Genomic DNA, 17,263 nt, shown 5'->3' with positions numbered 1-17,263 from the left:
TCTGGGGGATACTTTTTGATAACAAGCACACCTAATGAACGTGATACTTGCCAGAAAAACGAGATACTGCAGGAAATAGAGAGAGTTCTGGTAAAAAAGACAAAGAAACTAGAAAAGGAAAATGAAATTCTAAGAGGCAAGGTTAGCAAAGTAGTGCATGATCTTGCAGAATCTGAACAAAAAAACATAGTTCTAAAGCAAATTAATGAAAAGATCAGATACAACATAAAAAAGATCAACGGTACAAGAACAAAGTTTGAACAGATAACATCGAAAAACCACAGTAGAAGGGAACTGGAACAACAAAAAGAAATTCTCTTAGAAATCGATACCAAGAAAAGCCATCAACATAAAAAGACAGTGGGAATTGTGGCAATGGCTGTTATTGCAATCATCGTTTCAAGTACAACATTGGCAATAAATGATCAACAAGTTGCCAACTACGAAGGTATGATAAAATCCAGTTTTGTGATTGAGAACCTAAGAGGAGACACTGTTGAAACAGCAATATCATGGCAGATTCCAGATGAAAAAATTCTCTATGTCAACATCATTGATGATCAGCACCTAACCCCAGAACGATTTGAGGTGATTCGTGAGACAATCTTTTCAGAAGAATTTCACGAGATAGATGACAGTGAATTACGAAAGGGTCCAAAAGGAAATGTATCAAAATACTATATTGGGTGGATGGGGGCACTAAAAGAGGCATCAAAGGAGCCTACAAAATTTCCAATACCCACCAACATGGAGATAATATCAGAGAAAAACTACATTGCAGGTGACATCAACATACGCCTAACTAACTTAGCTCACGGTGACGGCATTTCAGGATTTACAAAGGTAATTGCAGATACAAGCAAGAATCAGATTCTCAAAGCAGAAGTTACAATATACGATGTTGACAGGATAAGCCTGAAGGAACTTGAAGTAATTTCAAGACATGAATTAGGCCATGTGTTTGGATTGGCACATTCATCTGCACCAGAAGACCTAATGCATCCAGAAATCATTACCCCATATCCATACATTTCGCCATGTGTGGTTGATGCCGTGCATTCCCTGTACGATGGCAGGAAGAAAAGCGAGGTCATATGTGAAAAATGACTAAAGCAAAATCTGCTGAACAGAAATTCAATTTTTCATATTTTTTTAGATACACCATACTTCCCACAGTGGTATTGTTGGTAATTGCATACATTGCATCGATTCCTGATCTTTGGGTGGTTTCAGAGACAGATCATTTTTACTTCGAGATGGTTTCAGTAACTCTTGCTGTAATCTTGGCATATTATTGTCTTGTAAGAGCAGTTACGTTCAAAGACAAATTCAGCATGTTTGTAGGACTGGGATTTGTGGCAAGTGCATCAATTGATTTGCTGCACGGTTTTTTGACAATTTACGGACCAATTACGGATTCAGTCATGGAATACTTTATACCTCAAACCTGGGTTGCAGGAAGAATTCTGACGGCGCTCATACTATTCATAGGCATCATGAAATTTACCAGAAACTTGGCAGATAATGACAAAGAATTGAAGAAATCGGCAACAGTGTATTCAGCTATTGTTTCACTGCTGGCTGTAGTGATAATTTTAATCTCCATTGCAAAGCCATTTCCGTTTATTGTAATTGACTTGCCAATTCATAGACCGTATGAGATTATTGCCACAGGAATATCCCTAGCCGCAATAGCATTATTTTATAGAAAAAAATTGAATTTGCTAGACAACAAATTTTACAACGGAATATTGTTGTTGCTGGTGATTGAAACGTTTGTAACGCTGACTATATCATACTCAGCACATGTATTTGACACAGCATTCACGGTTGCACACATGTTAAAAAATACAGGCTACTTGGTTTTGATTCTCACACAATACACATCAATTAGTGAACAGTACAGTAAGAGACATATCCTCTACGAGAAGCTCATTACAGCACATTCTAAATTGGAAGACAAGATAAAGACTGAAGAAGAATTGGTGAATCTCAAAAAAGTAGAAAAGATGAAAGACGAATTTTCTGCGATGATTACACATGAATTAAGAACTCCACTTACTCCAATCTTAGGAAACGTGGATTATCTTCAAAACAAAAAGGCATCAGAGAATCTCACTGATGAGCAAAAAAATGCAATATTATCAATCAAAAATAATGCCGTGCATCTAAACAAACTCATTTCAGATTTCTTGGATGTTGAAAAGCTTTCTATGAACAAAGTAGAATTCAAAACATCACAGTTTGATGCAAAAAAGATTCTTGAGAAAATAAGGGAAAACTTTGAGTACGTTATGACAGATAAGAATATCACAATTGAGATCAAATCAGAGTCCATAGATATCGCGTCAGACAAACAACGAGTTCAACAGATACTTGAAAATCTTGTAAGAAATGCATGTGATTTTGTAGAAAAAAACAAGGGAAAAATTATTCTTGATTCAGAAAAAATAGGCTCAAACATAATATTTTCAGTCAGAGACAATGGGATAGGCATATCCGAAGAAGCCCAAAAAAACCTGTTTAGGAAATTTTATCAAATTGACACATCATACAAAAGAAAACACGGCGGAAACGGATTAGGATTATCAATTTGCAAAGCAATCACAGACGGGTTGAAAGGCAATATTTGGGTAGAAAGCCAAAAAGGCCACGGCGCAACATTTTATGTTCAGATTCCGCAAAAACTAGAAGATGCAAGATGACTACAGAGGATACAAACCACAAGATTCGAGAATTAGAGCAGATCAATATGATTTTAAAAGATATGATGAAAAAGGAAAAACATTTGAATTCAACTAGTCAAAATCCAATAGAAAGCAGGATAAAAGAACTAGAGTCTGCAGGTGAAATATCAGAAGAGCTTTTAAAAAAACTCGAGACAAAAGTAACCTTTTCAAAAGATGAGATTTCAGATATGAATGATAAGCTCAGAAACCCACTAGTTCCAATAATAGGATATACCGATATGTTGATTTCAGGAAAATTTGGAAATTTGGAACCAGAGCAGTTAAAAAAAATTGAACATGTAAACAACAATGCAAAGTTACTCAGCGAACGGCTGTACAAAATGTTGAACGAAATGTAAAAAATCATCACTGCGTTTTAGAAATCCTATTCTGTTATTACATCAATGTGGGTTGTACAGTGTTTATAAATTCTGAATTGTTTGAGAACCTTTGACTTGACCGTAAAAAACGACACTACATACATTCTAAAACTGTCACAGGTCATAGATTCTAACTAGTTTTGTAGACAAAATGACCCTGCATTAAACAAAAGGACATGCAAATCCTTCAGACTTTAGATTTCAGGAAATAATTCAGAATTATTCTTTCTGAGAGCACTTTAGAAGGTATTGTCCAGTTCTGCCATCCAGTAACACGCTGACACCAATGTCTGTATCTTGACTTTGAAGTCCGAATCTTTGTTCGTAAGCTATTGTTTTCAGACAGATTAAAAATTACTTCAAAATGACCAAAAGTTCTTTACAATCCACAGGTTTTTCCAAAGCATTCACATTTTTTTATCTACATACTAGAAGGATTATTTCTGTCCAAGCCTTTTGTTTTTCTCCACTCTTTTTCAAAACTTTCTTTACATGACTTGTGGCATCTTTTGCCTTCAAATTCAGACATACCATCAGATATGCTCATTTTATTTTTACAAATTGTGCAAATCATATTTTAATCAGATAATAAAACGATATAAAAAAATTCACCCATTGTCATATTTTAGATAAAAGGATGAATCTTGTAGATGTTGTGGAAATAAATTATGCAGTTTTGCCAAATGCCCTGAATGCAGAATTAATGTTCAGAAAATTTGCCTTAAATGTGACACAAAAACACTTTCAAAACACGACTGCTGCTCGACACACCAAAAGAAAATCATTTTTTGCTAATATCGGATTTCAATCTTAAAGGATTAAACCAATATCAAGAATTTGTAGAATCAAATCTAGCAAGGCATGAACCAGTTTTGGACAAAATTGTTGATTCACAGACCAACTTCTGTTTTGTGTATATTGGTCAAGAATACTTTAGAAAATAACGTCCAGAGTTCAAACTTTAGAATAATTAAAAAAGTAGAAATCAATAATTTCTTTATAAAGAAAAGTAGGGAGTGTTTAACCAATTAGACAAAACTCGATGGGAGCATGTAATAATTTATTTTCATTAGGGCTGACGATTTGTAAAAACATGGCCCATAGTCTTTGAATTTCCGTCAACATCCACAGTTATTGGAATGGGCTCAACAGTTGAACCAAGAAATTCATTGATTTGGCTTTTAGTAAACCACTGACTATAATATCCAAGACTATTTCTAAATGCAACTTTTTTTTCGTCAAAAGAATCATCATCGATTCTTTTTACCATTTTTTTCATAGGATGATAGATTTTTGGTGCTACAAATGAGAAATCATTTCCATTAAAGGCAGAGATTAAGCCAAGTCCATCTTTGCCAGCAAGATTCATTATGTTTTCAAAAAATTGTTTTCTTTTTTCAGCTGGAATTACACCAATAGTATTGTACATACACATTACAATTTTAATAGAATCATCAAACAATTCATCGATTTTAGGATTAGTTACATCATAATGGAAAAATGAGATTGAATCTAAATCTAATTGAGATTTTTTCATATTAGATAACTCAACCATAGGTTTTGAAGCATCTAGACCACAATAAGATACAGAGTCACCAAGAATCTTTTGTAAGGCAAATAGAACTCTACCAGTTCCAGAACCAAGATCAATTATAGTAAATTTTTTTTCAGGACCAATAATTTTTTTACATATTTCAGAGGTGATTTGAATTTCTTGTTCAATAAAATTTGAAATTACATGATCAGGGTTATTTTCAACACTCCCATCGTATTCTGATGACATGTCATCCCATGCTTCTCCAAACATGATTGAAATATCAGAAATTAGATAATTTCAGTCTTTAATTTGAAAAATTCTATAGAATTCAAAAGAGACATTCAAAATGTTTCTTTAAATAACAATTTTGTTTTTGTCTAGTGTTGGGCTTACGTGAAATTGATTTGAAAGAAGAATATCGTTCAGATAGAAATGACATAGTTGCAGAATTTTTCTTTCCATGTTTAGGTCAATGTATTGAATACGACAGATGTGTGGATTTTCTCTCAATTCAAACTCTAGCCACGATTGCCATGGCATTTGAGAATTTTGCTGAAGGAAAAGCAAAATTAAGAATGATTACAGGTCACAGATTTCGAACAACAGACCTCAATTTATTTACAAAATTATTTTCAGAAAAATACACAAAATCATTTGATGGTAAGTTCATCAAAGATACAAAGATTCAGAAATTGCAAAATATTGTAGATAACGGTCAAATTGAATTGAAGATAGCAATACCCAATTCAGAACAAGTAGCAGATTCTTTTTCAGAAAGAATAGGTATTTTCAGAGATGATCAGGATCAAGCTGTTGCATTTACAGGAACTTCAAGAGAATCATTTTCAACTCAAACAAGAGATTTTGAATCAGTAGATGTTTTCACGTCATGGAATGACAAATCAAGGGTAGAAAGAAAAATGAAAGACTTTGAAGATTTGTGGGATAACAAAACAAAGTATCTTGAAGTTTATGATTTCATGTATGCAGAAAAAAACAATCTTCTAAAATATTCATCAGAGTGGGTTTTGCAGGAATAGTTACTCGAATTTAGTTTTATTTTCATAAAAATTCATTCTATTAATTTTGTAATAGATTACCTCTCCTCTTCGTTCAATAACTGCAATAATTGGTTCTTTACCCATTTGAGTAATTTCTTCAATCTTTTTTTGCATTTGCCCCATTTTCTCCTGTTGTCCTTCATTAAGACCAAAAATCAGGAATTTTGCTCCTTTTTCACCAAAGTGACCACGTTCATAAACACGAAAGTCTGAACCAAATCCAAAACCATCTTTGACTACATAACCCCGATTTCTCAAATCTCGATAAATCAGAAATTTTGTTAAAATTTCAGAATCATTTTTTTGGCAAATACTCATGTAAGTGTCAAAGTCAATTTGCTTTTTGCCTTTTTTCAAAACAAGTTTTTTTGTATAAAGCAAGTACAGAGTTTCAAAGGATTTTAAAATTAATTTAGAGTCTTCAGTCTCACCAAAACCTTTGAGTTCCAAGTCATGAATCATTTTTTTATCAGAAATGAACACTTGATCTGATATCATTTGCCCCTTTACTGAGAGAATATCATCCATTCTGAAGTGAAAATCAAAGGTTTTCCATATAAGCATTGGAAAATATGAGTGGTCTCTGGCTAACCGTTAAAATATGGGCATTTTGGTTTGAGGATATCATGCATGGCGCTAATTACAGAGAAGGCAACGGACAAGTGTTTACCAGAAAAGAGTACATCAAGGGCAAACCAAACATCAAGATTGCAAAATTTCAAGGTGGCAAAAGAGGCACTTACGAATATTGTGTTCAATTATGTCTTAATGAAAAAATTCAGATTAGACACATGGCAATTGAATCAACAAGATTAGCAGCAAATAAGACTTTAGAGAAAACTACTGGTGAATCAGGTTACTATTCTAGATTAAGAGTATATCCACATAATTTGCTTAGAGAAAATAAACAGATTGCAACTGCAGGTGCAGATAGAATTTCTGAAGGAATGAGAAGATCATGGGGCAAAGCTGTCAGTTTAGGGGCAAGAATTGTTCAAGGACAATGCATTATGGAATTATACGTAAATGGTGAAGCTCATTTAGAAGCAGCTAAAAAAGCACTCAAAGGAGCATGTGTTAAAATGCCAGGAACACCAAAAATCAAAGTTATTGAATGGAACAAACCATCACCTTAAACTCTCTAAAACTGATTTTTTAGATTCTACAAATTTTAAAAATTCTTGAATTTCTTGTTCAGTAGGTTCACGATTGAGAATTCTCTTTGATTGATAAAAAAATGAATTGTATAATCGACCAACAACAATTCCAAATACAAAAGATTGAGAATCACTACTAGATGAAATCAAACTTGAAAGATTTTGCATATGTTCTTTATCTGAGACCATATCCTGAATTTTTTGTTCTATTTTCTTGAGAAGTTTTTCATCCACAGTTTGTATAATCTCAAATAGTTAAAAACAGTTTAATATCCAAATTCAGCCTCTAGGATTGTTGCAGTTATAGTACAGTTTGGTTAATATTCGAGCTTGCCAAGTTCGTGACCCGGGTTCAAATCCCGGTAACTGCACCATTATTTCTGATTTTTAGGAATTAATCCAGTTCGAATTATCTCAAGAGCATCTTGGGCTTTTTCAGGTCTGGGCAACTGAACCATAAACACATTATCTTTTCCATAATTTGATTTTGGAGAAGTCAAGGCAAGCATTGTTGTTTGAGCTAAACATTCAAAAAATTTCAAATCAGTTTTTGCATTAACAAGAAATTTTTCAACAATATTTCCTTTAGAAAATGTCAGTACAATTTCTACAAAAACATTGCCTAAACCATCCTGAAGAATATTCAAATCAGTATTTACAGAGAACGTTTGTCCAGCAACTTTTGATAGCATTTCATCATATTTTTTGTCCTCAATAACAATACACGGAGTTTCTTTTCCATCAAAATCAAATGTAGTGATTCCATCATGAACTTGTTCAAGAAACTTGTTTAGTTCATCAGACATCGTCTTTTTCCTCCAATCTAGGAATTATTTTATCGCCAGCTTTTACCAAAAATGGAGACAAAAATGCTGTGATAATCGAAATAATACCAATTAATGGGAACAAGAAAGCGCTTACTGCACCAATATCAACACCAGCTTTTACAATAACAATAGAGAACTCACCTCTTGGAGCAGCTAAAGTAAATGCAGAACGCATTGCCTTTCCACGCCTTTGTCTAAAGATGAAATTACCTATCATATTTCCACCAAACTTCATTCCTGTTGCAACTGCAATTAGAGCAATAGCTACAAAGATGTAATTTTCAAGTTGCGAAATATCCATGAGTGCTCCTACTGAAATAAAGAAAATTGCTACAAACATGTCCTTAATTGGACTAGACAATAATTTTGCAACTTCAGCAGATTTGGATTCTGCTACCAAAACACCTGCCAAAAAGGCTCCAATTGCCACAGATAATCCTACAATGTTTGCAAACAGGGCATAACCAAAGCAAACACCAAGAACACTTAACAAAAGAATTTCACGATGTTCGGCAGCTGCCACTTTATCAATTAGTGGAGGAATTACTCTAGTTCCTACAGTAAAGGTTCCAACAATTAGTGCAGTTGCAACAAGGACAACTACTACAATGGATTCGATTGAAACTGTTCCAACTAAAGCAACAGATTGTAAAGATGAAATCAAGATTACTGCAATAACATCTTCCACAATTAGAATACCCAAAACCAAAATGGATGATTCTTTTTTGATTCTACCCATTTCTTCTAAAATTTTCACAATAATTGCAGTACTTGAAATTGATAATGCAGCTGCAATAAACAATGCATCCATAAATTGCAATCCAAGCGCAGTAGCAGTATAGAATACAACTCCTAAAGTTGAAAATAATCCAATAGTTCCTACACCTACGGCAACCTTTCCAATACTTCTAATTTTGGCATAAGGAAATTCAATACCGATAACAAACAATAACAAAATTACTCCAATTTCTGCAAAGAGATGCAATGCAGTAATATCAGATAAAATTCCAACTCCTTCTAATACATCACCTGGAGGCCCGCCCTCAGGTAACACCCAAGACCAAAATGGAGATAAAGGTCCAATCAACATTCCTGCAAATAGATATCCTATGATCAGAGGTTGTCGAATTTTGAAAAATGCAAGGGTAACGACAGCTCCAATAATCATGATAAAAGCTAAATCAGTTACAAAGCTAGTGTGAGGTAATTCGGGAGTGATTTGCTCAATTAAACTACTAACAGTATTATTTAGAGAACTTTGAATTCCACCTGAATCAATCTGCTGCAGATAATTTTGCATGTTATAATTTAACAAATTTGTTTAAAAACGATTCCGAATCAAAAATTTGAAAAGTTTTTTCCCTCAAAATAAAAAATGAATCCAGGCTCATCTTACTGTTTAACCTCTTTATGCTCAATTATCTTAATGGTGTTGCAGAGTGATGATTAGGTCAACTGAATTCTATGTAGAGATATGACCTGGGGTATCTGACTGCAAAATTGGTTACATTGGAATTACCTGATTATTAATAGTACCGTACCATACCGTACTATATGATACAATGTGAATTTTGTACAAGAGGTTTCCTAGAAACTCCAAACGGATTGGCTGAAAAGACCTTCCATGAATTGCTACACGAACCAGAAGTTGTAAACAAGTAGCTCTTTACATTTTTTATTTTAGACCTAACTTTTTTATCATCAAATTTTTAATTCATTTTATGGCTGCAAAGAAAAAAACAGTAAAACCTACAACTAAAACAACAGCTAAAAAAACTGTAAAAAGAGAACCAACCCCCTCTGCAGTGTTAAAAAAAGTTGCAGCAGTTTCTGATTCAAACAAAGTACTCCAAAAAGAAATTAAAGCCATGTCAAAGATTTTTGGTGAAAATCAAAAAGTTCTAGTTTCAATGAAAGGAATGATTGACACTTTAACATCTACCCTAGAGCATATCCAAAAACAATCAAAGCAGATCAACATAATTGAAGAAGATACTCAAAAATTGTATTCAGGCCTTAATCAAGTTAGAACACAATCAAATCTAGTTACTAAAATCAATGATCAAACTGCCAAATTGCAAGATGAAATTAATAGAATTTCTGAATTGCAAAAATCATCAAAATCTCAAGAATTAACTCAGCAAGTAGAAGATAGTATGAATTCTATCAAAAACAATTCTCAAATGATTATTAAAATTGCTCAAAGAATTGATGAAGTTAGAGATGATCTTAGAAAAGTTTCTGGAAAAACAGATTCATTTGTTGATGTAGGAACAGATATTGAAAATCTAAAAAAATCAATTGATGAAATTTCTGGAAAAACATCTCAATTAGAATCAGGCACTCAAATTGTTGAAAGTCTCAGACAAGAATTTGGAAAGATTACAGAAGGTGTATCTTCATCATCTAATTTGAGTTCAGAATTAGAAGCAATTAAGGTGACCATTGATGCCATCTCTTCTAAAGCATCAAAGATAGATTCACTTGGAGGAGTTATTGATGGACTAAAGCAACAATTTGAGACAATTTCTGAAAAAGCTAGTTCTGTAGACAGTTCTAGCCTTGAATCAATGAAAGAATTAGCAGGTAAAATTGACAAAATTGAGACTGAGATTAGTTCCCTGTCTCATAGAGCAGATTCTACAGCATTTGTTGGAGAAGGCCTAAAATCAGTTCAAGCAGATTTCAGCGATTTCAAGAAGAATGTTTTTGATAAAACAAATAGTATTGAGCAAAAAATTTCCACAGTTTCAGAAACTCTCAAAAAACAAGACGAATCAACTGCCGAAGTAAGTAAAAAATCTGATAAATTAATTGAAGAAATCCAGTCTGTCAAAAATGCAGCCAACAAAGCTTCAAGTGATTCTTCAAAAGAAATGATGGCATTATTGAAACTATCAGAATATCAGTCAAATATCAGAATGAATGCTGAATCAAAATATGGAGAAGCTAAAGATTTAGAAAAAATGGCAACACAAACTTCAGAGATTGTAAAATTGTTTGACAAGGTTTCACAAGATGCCGGTGAAAAGATACCATTACCTCATGAAGTAAGACAATGGGCAGTGGGTAAAATTTTTGATTGTGCAGACAAGTGGGAAATTAGATTTAGTGATGTTTATTCAATTTTATCAAATGCAATTGGAAGAGACATGCTTAAAGAAGCAGTTAGAATTCAACAAGTTAGAGATATTTACGGAATTAGAGCTGTAGATGAAATTAGAAAAGATTTGAATATTTCTTAAACACCTGATTCATCTGTTTCTTTGAATTGTTCTCTCTTCTTCTTCAAAGCTGCAAAGATACCAATGATTGCGGCAATCCAAACTACACTAAATAAAATATTTCCAATACTAACATACATGTAAGGAGTTGCATCCATGATGTTAGTTTTAATCAAAAGTGATCTATCACTGATATCCATCATTCCGGTGTGATAAGCAGAACTATCTTTAGGAACAGTAGAAATCTTCTCAACACTTGCTGCCAAAGTATTCACATCTTGTTGAATTCGAATAAAGTTTGTAGTTTCAATTGGAAATATCCAAACAGGGTTTTTTGATGGTTCCCCTCTAGCATTAGTTGTTTCTGGAAGTTTTTCAAGAATGTAATCCATATCAGTTTGAATTGCTGCTAAATGTGCTGAGATAATGACAGGATCTGATGAGCCGATAATGCCATCAAGATTTCCTCGAATTCTATCTAGGGGGTAAATATCGGTATTATACCCATACAAAGCCATACCTACACCAAATACAATAATTGCAAAAATTCCTAACATAGATAATTTGTAAACTGTGTTTGCCATCTTCTCTTTCTTGGTAACTTGACGAGATGTACTTGATTTATTTCTTTTAAATCTTGTATGAGAAAGACTCAGGTAAGCAATGTAAAAGAATCCAATTGCTTGAAGGGCAATTATGGGTACAAATACAGGATTGTTAGAAAATATTGCAATAAAGATTCCTAAGATTCCGTAAATACCAAAGAACAGTTCAAGTAAAGTTACTTGTGAAAATGGTAAATTGTATGCATTATCTTTCCAATCATCCTTTTTCTTTAAAACACCATATTTTGGAGTTCGTAAGAATTCGTTTTTCTTTCCTAGTACTGCATCAAATACTGCAACAGTATTGTTTACAGACATTCCAGCATTGTAGACAAGTAAAGCTGGAAGAATTTTCGCTTTAGATTTCCACGATTTATGATACATACTTTGTATGATCATAATGTATGCACCAGGACCCATAGCAAGATATGTTGCAATAGTTAATGCAGGAAGAAAGCTTATGACATATAGATTAACTTGACCTGCTAACAATATTGGTAATGCCAAAAATTGTATTAGCATTAATGGGTAAACAATATGACGAGTTAATTGAATAAAGGCTTGAATCTTTGCTTCAATTGCAACTTTACGCTTTACAACAATATCTGAAAGTAATTTTAAGGCGCATTGAATGGAGCCTTTTGCCCAACGGAATTGTTGTCTTTTTGCTGCATTCATTTGTACAGGCAATTCTGCATCGACAACAATATCTGGAAGAAAAACACATTTCCAGCCTTTCATTTGTGCACGATAACTAAGATCAAGATCTTCAACTAAAGTTGCAGTATGCCATCCACCAGCATCCTCAATACAATCACGTTTCCAAATTCCAGCGGTACCATTAAAATTCATAAACAAATGAGAATTACTTTTTGCTTTTTGTTCAATTAAAAAATGAAAGTCTAAACTAAGAGCTTGAGCTTGAGTGATTGCAGAATAATTTTCATTGACATGCCCCCACCTACATTGAACAAGGCCGATATTAGATTTTGAAAAATTTGGAATAGCTCTTTTTAGGAACCATTTTGGAGGGATAAAATCAGCATCAAATATTGCTACAAGTTCAGTATCAGTTGTTTTCATTGCATATTTCAGAGCACCAGCTTTGTATCCTTTCCTAGTACCTCTACGTACATGTTCAATTTGGAATCCTTTTTTCTTGTAATCATCAACGGCGTTTCCCAATAATTCTACAGTATCATCATCAGAATCATCCAATACCATAATCCGCATTTTGTCTTTTGGATAATCTAATTCACAAACAGCATCAACCAATCGTTTTGCTACATATTTTTCATTGTAAATTGGTAATTGGATTGTAACTGATGGAGTTCCCAAATCAGCAGTAGATTGAACATTTTTTCTTTTTCTTGAAAGATATGCAAGATAATAGAAATTGCAAGTATAGGCTGTAATTACAATTGCAGATATGATAAACAAATCAAATACTAATTGCATGAAAGGGTTGACTGCCATATCCCTAATTTTGGAGAACTACTATTCGCTATTTATACTTGCGAGAAAATTACTACTTTTGTTCAAAGATCTTAATTGCCTGAGGAGGACACACACCTTCACAAGCAAGACAAAAGATACAATCAGGTTCTTTTGACATCAATGGTTTTTTCTCTGATGCAGGATTTCCCGGAGTATCAAACCATTCGTAAACACCTACTGGACATGCTTCAATACAACCACCATCAGCTACACAAATATCATAATCAACTGAAACAAATTCTCCCCAAACACCCATGATGCCATTACTGGTTCCTTTTCTACCCCAAGTTTTGATGGTATGCTCAGGAGCATCATATGCTGCAGAAGATTTCATCTTTGATTTGAATTCAACATCTATTGGACCTGGTTTTGCACCATCTGGAACTTCAATTTCACCTTCATCCTCTTCTGCATCATCTTCAGTAGCTTCAACTGGTTTGACTTTAGCACCCAGAACAATCTTTGCAAGAGGAGTTAATTCTTCTAATTTTTGAATTGCTGCAATTTCAGAAATCTTTTCTGATTTTGCAAAATACGAAACCATTTTGTCAGCCAAAATAGTATTTCGTAAAATAGTATCAATTACCATTTTTGCAAAATGGTCTGCTTTCTTTCTGTAATCTTTGACCCAGTTTGGATCACCAAATTTTTCAATTGGGAATATCTGATAAATAATATCAACAACTTCACCAGTAACAATTTCAACTGTTACAGATAGTTCAACTTCTTGGTATCCTTTTGCATCAGGATCATCCATATTTTGTTCAGTCCATCTGTATGTTGCAAAAATTCTGTCTGCATACATGTCCATCTCAAATGCTTTTTTCAAACCATCATGAACAGATTTGATTTCATTAGGATCTTCAAATTTGATTGGTAGTCTGTAAAGTCCTAGCTTGAATCCATGTAATGGATAAACTCCACGTTTAGCAGTTGGTGCTTCCATAGACCAAACTCGATCTTTGAGAAGTAAGGACATTTAATTCTGGTAAAATTATTTTATTTAAAAAGGTTATCAGTCGTCATCATCAGGACAGGTTAGTTCTCTTAACTCTGTGTATTTTTTTTCCATTGCTTCAGCATGAATCAACACTTGTTTGAGATCAAAAGAATCCTTTGAAAAATACCACCTAATTGGAACCCAATGACCAATTCCATCCATATCATGAATCATACCTTTGTCAGCCTTAACTCTGAGTTTCTCATCAATAGAAGTCTCTTTTACGGTAAGACCTCGTTTGGTCTTGTCTTCCATAATCAGATCGGCATCTCCATCTTTGATAAAATAGAAAGAACCTTTCTCAAGGACAGGAAGGTCTAGTAGCAATTTATTTTTCCACAGGGTTTCCTATCATGTTACCCCATTCAGTCCAAGAACCATCATAGTTTCGAACTTTGGGATATCCAAGTAGATATTTTAGAACAAACCAACTGTGTGAAGAACGTTCTCCAATTCTACAATAACAAATTACATCTTTGTCTGCAGTAACACCTTTTGGTTCATAATTTTGTTTTAATTCCTCAACAGCTTTGAAAGTTCCATCAGCATCGTTAACTGCAGTTGCCCATGGAATATTGTTTGCACCAGGAATGTGACCACCTCTTTGTGCATGCTCCATTGGATATTCAGGAGGAGCTGTTATTTGTCCAGAAAATTCTGCAGGTGAGCGAACATCAACCATAACAGTATCTTCTCTATCAAGAGTTCTACTTACATCAAACAAGTATGCACGTAATCCTTCATCAGGAGGTAGTGCTTTGTAAGATGTTGATGCAATTTGTGGTTCATCTGTTGTATAATCTCTATTTTCTAATTCCCATTTCTTTCTGCCACCATTCATAATTTTGAGATTCTCATGTCCATAGTATTTGAAAACCCAAAAAACAAATGCTGCAAACCAATTGTTAAAATCACCATAAAGAATTACTTCGCTTTCAGGAGTAATTCCATTTTTTGACATTAGTTCTTCAAATTGTTTTTTGTTAATGATGTCTCTTGTAACAGCATCATTGATGTCACGTTTCCACCAGATTAAACTGGCACCATTTATGTGACCTTTTTGATATCCATTAACAGGATCATAATCTACTTCAACTAATTTTCTATTTTCATTTGGAGGATTTTGTGAAACCCACTCTGTATCTACTAACACTTCAGGATGTGCGTAACTCATGTTTTTTACGAATCCGTTTGCATACTTAATTGTTTTTCCAAAATTTTTCAAAAATATCATTTTTATGTAAATAAGAATCAGAAGAACTGCTTGAAACTCCAAAAAGTTGCAGTTGTAAGTAAGGTAGGTTCTAAAGATTCTGAACAAGCAGCCAAGGATGTCGCTAAGAAATTCCTTTCAAAAAAATCAACTGTCTACACCATTTCTCCAATTGAAGTTCAAGGAGCAAAAAAGATGGAGACTCTTGAAGAATTAAAGAAAGTAAAATTGGATCTTGTAGTTACATTGGGAGGAGATGGAACAACATTACGAGTTTTTAGAAATTTAGAAAATGAAACACCGATTTTAACAATCAATGTTGGAGGAAATAGAGGAATATTAGCTGAAATAACAATTGATGAAATTGATGAGGCCATTAATCAAATTCAAAAAGACAAATTTTTCTTAGATAAGAGAACAAGAGTAGTAGCTTCATGTGGAGGAAAAGAATTCCCACCAGCCTTAAATGAAATTTACATTAGCAGAACAAACTTGACAAAAACTGCTGAAATTGAAATTAAATTTCAAAATGATACAGTGAAACAAAAAATGGATGGAGTAATTATTGCAACACCTAGTGGTTCAACAGGACATTCATTTTCATTAGGAGGACCAATATTGCATGAGAGTTTAGACGTATTGATAATTACACCAGTAGCTCCAGTATACAGATTAGAATCAATTGTTGTTCCTGATGAAAAGATTGAAGTGATTTGTTCACATGATTGTAACATTGTAATGGATGCTCAAGTAATCAAAACAGCAGATTTTGAAGAACCAATTATTATTAAGAAATACAAAAAACCTGCAGTCTTCATTCGATTAAAGAAAAGAGGATTGCGACAAATGAGTAAACTTGGATTCTAAAATTTTAGATGCTAGTGCATTTTATGCAGGAGTTCCATTTAGATCATCTAGTGATTGTTATACAACATCATTAGTGTATGACGAGATAAAACATATCAAAAAAAATCACGATGCATTAGGAACATTACTTGAGACAAATAGACTAAAAATTAGAGAACCCGATAATCAGTCTACATCCACTGCAACTAAAGCAGCTAAAGATACAGGTGATTTTCAGCAATTATCAAAACAAGATATCTCCATCATAGCATTGTGTATTGAAATGAATGGGGAAATTATTTCAGATGATTTTGCTATCTCGAATGTTGCAAAAAATCTAGGTCTGAAAATTTCTCCAATAATGACTACAGGAATAAAAGATGTTGGAAAATGGGTCCATTATTGCCCAGGATGTAGAACAAATTATTCTTCAGGAAAAGAGTGTCCCATGTGTGGTACCCCATTAAAAAGAAAATTACTCAAATACTAGGAATCATGAAGAGTTTTTTGATTAACTTCTTTTTGGAATTTACTTTTAGAGTCTAGCATTTTCTTAATTTTTTTAGCACGTGCATCTCCTAATCCTTCTACTTTAGCCAATTCAGAAGTTGTAGCTGTGAAAACTTTCAAAGGAGTTCCAAATTTTTCCAACATTCGAACAGCAAATTTTTCTCCAATGCCAGGAAGACTACATAAGACAGATAGTTGCTGTCTTTCCAAATCAGATGATTTTTTAATTTTTTTCAAGTAAGGGCCTTTTGGAGTATCTTTTTGAGAACACATTGAAACAAGTAATTTTGCAGTATGAGTTGCACTTGGTGTCGGTATAACAGGAATTTTAAAATCAAGAACAACAGTTGAAATTGCACCATAGAATATCAGAGGGTTTTCAGTAATCTCTTCAATTTCATCTACATTTCCTTCCATTAGTACAACTGGATGCTGAAAATGTTCTTTCAATCTAGAACATTGATCAAATAATCGCCCATCAAAAACAGAGGACATTAAATCTCGAATACTCTTTCTTTCTACCACTGTTTCAGGTGCAACAATATAATCACCTATTGGGAGAGTTTTCATTTCTAGATTGAGTCCAACAGATTTTAGAAGTTCAGGAATTCCACTTTTACGTTCTCTTTCATCAACTATGATTCGGAGATTTTCAATTTTCACAAATTACATCTACA

Annotated in this window: 19 protein-coding genes and 1 tRNA gene; 9 read left to right on the top strand and 11 right to left on the bottom strand. The window is 33.5% G+C overall.

Annotation, left to right across the window (positions count from 1 at the left end):
- Nucleotides 1–15: 15 nt before the first annotated feature.
- Genes Q0941_RS02795 through Q0941_RS02785 form a run of 3 tightly spaced genes read left to right on the top strand, consistent with a single transcriptional unit; the run spans nt 16 to nt 3,088 of the window.
- Nucleotides 16–1,107, top strand: coding sequence for a matrixin family metalloprotease (locus tag Q0941_RS02795; RefSeq protein ID WP_299291136.1), 1,092 nt, complete (start codon nt 16–18; stop codon nt 1,105–1,107).
- Nucleotides 1,104–2,705 (top strand): ATP-binding protein, encoded by a 1,602-nt coding sequence (locus Q0941_RS02790; protein ID WP_299291134.1) that lies wholly within the window; start codon nt 1,104–1,106, stop codon nt 2,703–2,705. Before Q0941_RS02795 ends, Q0941_RS02790 begins: the two co-directional genes overlap by 4 nt.
- Nucleotides 2,702–3,088 carry a hypothetical protein gene (locus tag Q0941_RS02785; RefSeq protein ID WP_299291132.1) on the top strand — a complete coding sequence of 129 codons (387 nt, stop codon included), beginning with the start codon at nt 2,702–2,704 and terminating at the stop codon, nt 3,086–3,088. The genes Q0941_RS02790 and Q0941_RS02785 overlap by 4 nt, the downstream gene beginning before the upstream one ends.
- 442 nt (nt 3,089–3,530) lie before the next feature.
- Here Q0941_RS02785 and Q0941_RS02780 read toward each other — a convergent pair whose 3' ends face one another.
- Together Q0941_RS02780 and Q0941_RS02775 are read right to left on the bottom strand one after the other, a co-directional pair.
- The gene (locus tag Q0941_RS02780; protein WP_299291130.1) at nt 3,531–3,656 is read right to left on the bottom strand and encodes a hypothetical protein; all 126 of its coding nucleotides are present in this window, start codon (nt 3,654–3,656) and stop codon (nt 3,531–3,533) included.
- Nucleotides 3,657–4,178: 522 nt separating this feature from the next.
- A complete protein-coding gene (locus Q0941_RS02775; protein WP_299291128.1) occupies nt 4,179–4,916 on the bottom strand; it encodes a class I SAM-dependent methyltransferase in 738 nt (245 codons plus the stop codon).
- Between the two features lie 113 nt (nt 4,917–5,029).
- Between Q0941_RS02775 and Q0941_RS02770 the strand changes: the two genes are divergently transcribed.
- Complete coding sequence (locus Q0941_RS02770; RefSeq protein ID WP_367277463.1) at nt 5,030–5,686, top strand: DNA repair helicase; 657 nt, start codon at nt 5,030–5,032, stop codon at nt 5,684–5,686.
- Here the strand turns inward: Q0941_RS02770 and endA are convergent, their stop codons facing one another.
- On the bottom strand, nt 5,687–6,235 hold the full coding sequence (endA, locus tag Q0941_RS02765) for a tRNA-intron lyase (protein WP_299291125.1): 549 nt from the start codon (nt 6,233–6,235) through the stop codon (nt 5,687–5,689). It lies immediately after the preceding gene.
- A gap of 98 nt (nt 6,236–6,333) precedes the next feature.
- On the opposite strand from endA, the gene Q0941_RS02760 reads away from it, so the two are divergent.
- Complete coding sequence (locus Q0941_RS02760; protein WP_299291203.1) at nt 6,334–6,843, top strand: 50S ribosomal protein L16; 510 nt, start codon at nt 6,334–6,336, stop codon at nt 6,841–6,843.
- On the opposite strand, the gene Q0941_RS02755 is transcribed toward Q0941_RS02760, so the two are convergent.
- The gene (locus tag Q0941_RS02755) at nt 6,835–7,098 is read right to left on the bottom strand and encodes a hypothetical protein (protein WP_299291123.1); all 264 of its coding nucleotides are present in this window, start codon (nt 7,096–7,098) and stop codon (nt 6,835–6,837) included. The genes Q0941_RS02760 and Q0941_RS02755 overlap by 9 nt on opposite strands.
- Before the next feature lie 63 nt (nt 7,099–7,161).
- On the opposite strand from Q0941_RS02755, the gene Q0941_RS02750 reads away from it, so the two are divergent.
- Nucleotides 7,162–7,238 (top strand) — tRNA-Gly (locus Q0941_RS02750).
- Here the strand turns inward: Q0941_RS02750 and Q0941_RS02745 are convergent.
- Both Q0941_RS02745 and Q0941_RS02740 read right to left on the bottom strand, forming a co-directional pair.
- The gene (locus tag Q0941_RS02745) at nt 7,239–7,670 is read right to left on the bottom strand and encodes a hypothetical protein (protein WP_299291120.1); all 432 of its coding nucleotides are present in this window, start codon (nt 7,668–7,670) and stop codon (nt 7,239–7,241) included.
- Nucleotides 7,663–8,991, bottom strand: coding sequence for a cation:proton antiporter (locus Q0941_RS02740; protein ID WP_299291117.1), 1,329 nt, complete (start codon nt 8,989–8,991; stop codon nt 7,663–7,665). Before Q0941_RS02740 ends, Q0941_RS02745 begins: the two co-directional genes overlap by 8 nt.
- A 421-nt stretch (nt 8,992–9,412) precedes the next feature.
- Here Q0941_RS02740 and Q0941_RS02735 point away from each other — a divergent pair, with 421 nt between their 5' ends.
- Nucleotides 9,413–10,936 carry a chemotaxis protein gene (locus Q0941_RS02735; RefSeq protein ID WP_299291115.1) on the top strand — a complete coding sequence of 508 codons (1,524 nt, stop codon included), beginning with the start codon at nt 9,413–9,415 and terminating at the stop codon, nt 10,934–10,936.
- Here Q0941_RS02735 and Q0941_RS02730 read toward each other — a convergent pair.
- Genes Q0941_RS02730 through Q0941_RS02715 form a run of 4 tightly spaced genes read right to left on the bottom strand, consistent with a single transcriptional unit; the run spans nt 10,933 to nt 15,191 of the window.
- The gene (locus Q0941_RS02730) at nt 10,933–12,996 is read right to left on the bottom strand and encodes a glycosyltransferase (RefSeq protein ID WP_367277462.1); all 2,064 of its coding nucleotides are present in this window, start codon (nt 12,994–12,996) and stop codon (nt 10,933–10,935) included. The genes Q0941_RS02735 and Q0941_RS02730 overlap by 4 nt on opposite strands.
- Before the next feature lie 52 nt (nt 12,997–13,048).
- Nucleotides 13,049–13,996: a ferredoxin family protein gene (locus Q0941_RS02725; RefSeq protein WP_299291112.1), complete on the bottom strand. Its 948-nt coding sequence runs from the start codon at nt 13,994–13,996 to the stop codon at nt 13,049–13,051.
- A gap of 36 nt (nt 13,997–14,032) precedes the next feature.
- Nucleotides 14,033–14,344 carry a hypothetical protein gene (locus Q0941_RS02720; RefSeq protein ID WP_299291111.1) on the bottom strand — a complete coding sequence of 104 codons (312 nt, stop codon included), beginning with the start codon at nt 14,342–14,344 and terminating at the stop codon, nt 14,033–14,035.
- 1 nt (nt 14,345) lies between these two features.
- Nucleotides 14,346–15,191, bottom strand: coding sequence for a sulfurtransferase (locus Q0941_RS02715; RefSeq protein WP_299291110.1), 846 nt, complete (start codon nt 15,189–15,191; stop codon nt 14,346–14,348).
- A gap of 90 nt (nt 15,192–15,281) precedes the next feature.
- Between Q0941_RS02715 and Q0941_RS02710 the strand changes: the two genes are divergently transcribed.
- Together Q0941_RS02710 and Q0941_RS02705 are read left to right on the top strand one after the other, a co-directional pair.
- Nucleotides 15,282–16,097 carry an NAD(+)/NADH kinase gene (locus Q0941_RS02710; RefSeq protein ID WP_299291108.1) on the top strand — a complete coding sequence of 272 codons (816 nt, stop codon included), beginning with the start codon at nt 15,282–15,284 and terminating at the stop codon, nt 16,095–16,097.
- The gene (locus tag Q0941_RS02705) at nt 16,087–16,566 is read left to right on the top strand and encodes a nucleotide-binding protein (RefSeq protein WP_299291106.1); all 480 of its coding nucleotides are present in this window, start codon (nt 16,087–16,089) and stop codon (nt 16,564–16,566) included. The genes Q0941_RS02710 and Q0941_RS02705 overlap by 11 nt, the downstream gene beginning before the upstream one ends.
- Here the strand turns inward: Q0941_RS02705 and Q0941_RS02700 are convergent.
- Nucleotides 16,563–17,249: an ERCC4 domain-containing protein gene (locus Q0941_RS02700; RefSeq protein WP_299291104.1), complete on the bottom strand. Its 687-nt coding sequence runs from the start codon at nt 17,247–17,249 to the stop codon at nt 16,563–16,565. The two genes, Q0941_RS02705 and Q0941_RS02700, sit on opposite strands and share 4 nt — an antisense overlap.
- Between the last annotated feature and the right edge of the window lie 14 nt (nt 17,250–17,263).

The organism is Candidatus Nitrosopumilus sp., assembly GCF_028278985.1.
In the GTDB taxonomy this organism is placed as follows: Archaea; Thermoproteota; Nitrososphaeria; order Nitrososphaerales; family Nitrosopumilaceae; genus Nitrosopumilus.
Note: the sequence above shows the minus strand (reverse complement) of the source record. Positions and strands in the feature narration are given on the sequence as shown.

What these genes read in the sequence shown, in the direction of transcription:
- Q0941_RS02780 (WP_299291130.1), bottom strand. Translation starts at nt 3,656, where the DNA reads ATGAGCATATCTGATGGTATGTCTGAATTTGAAGGCAAAAGATGCCAC.
- endA (WP_299291125.1), bottom strand. Translation starts at nt 6,235, where the DNA reads ATGGATGATATTCTCTCAGTAAAGGGGCAAATGATATCAGATCAAGTG.
- Q0941_RS02730 (WP_367277462.1), bottom strand. Translation starts at nt 12,996, where the DNA reads ATGGCAGTCAACCCTTTCATGCAATTAGTATTTGATTTGTTTATCATA.
- Q0941_RS02740 (WP_299291117.1), bottom strand. Translation starts at nt 8,991, where the DNA reads ATGCAAAATTATCTGCAGCAGATTGATTCAGGTGGAATTCAAAGTTCT.
- Q0941_RS02790 (WP_299291134.1), top strand. Translation starts at nt 1,104, where the DNA reads ATGACTAAAGCAAAATCTGCTGAACAGAAATTCAATTTTTCATATTTT.
- Q0941_RS02735 (WP_299291115.1), top strand. Translation starts at nt 9,413, where the DNA reads ATGGCTGCAAAGAAAAAAACAGTAAAACCTACAACTAAAACAACAGCT.
- Q0941_RS02745 (WP_299291120.1), bottom strand. Translation starts at nt 7,670, where the DNA reads ATGTCTGATGAACTAAACAAGTTTCTTGAACAAGTTCATGATGGAATC.
- Q0941_RS02785 (WP_299291132.1), top strand. Translation starts at nt 2,702, where the DNA reads ATGACTACAGAGGATACAAACCACAAGATTCGAGAATTAGAGCAGATC.
- Q0941_RS02775 (WP_299291128.1), bottom strand. Translation starts at nt 4,916, where the DNA reads ATGTTTGGAGAAGCATGGGATGACATGTCATCAGAATACGATGGGAGT.
- Q0941_RS02725 (WP_299291112.1), bottom strand. Translation starts at nt 13,996, where the DNA reads ATGTCCTTACTTCTCAAAGATCGAGTTTGGTCTATGGAAGCACCAACT.
- Q0941_RS02760 (WP_299291203.1), top strand. Translation starts at nt 6,334, where the DNA reads ATGCATGGCGCTAATTACAGAGAAGGCAACGGACAAGTGTTTACCAGA.
- Q0941_RS02715 (WP_299291110.1), bottom strand. Translation starts at nt 15,191, where the DNA reads ATGAGTTACGCACATCCTGAAGTGTTAGTAGATACAGAGTGGGTTTCA.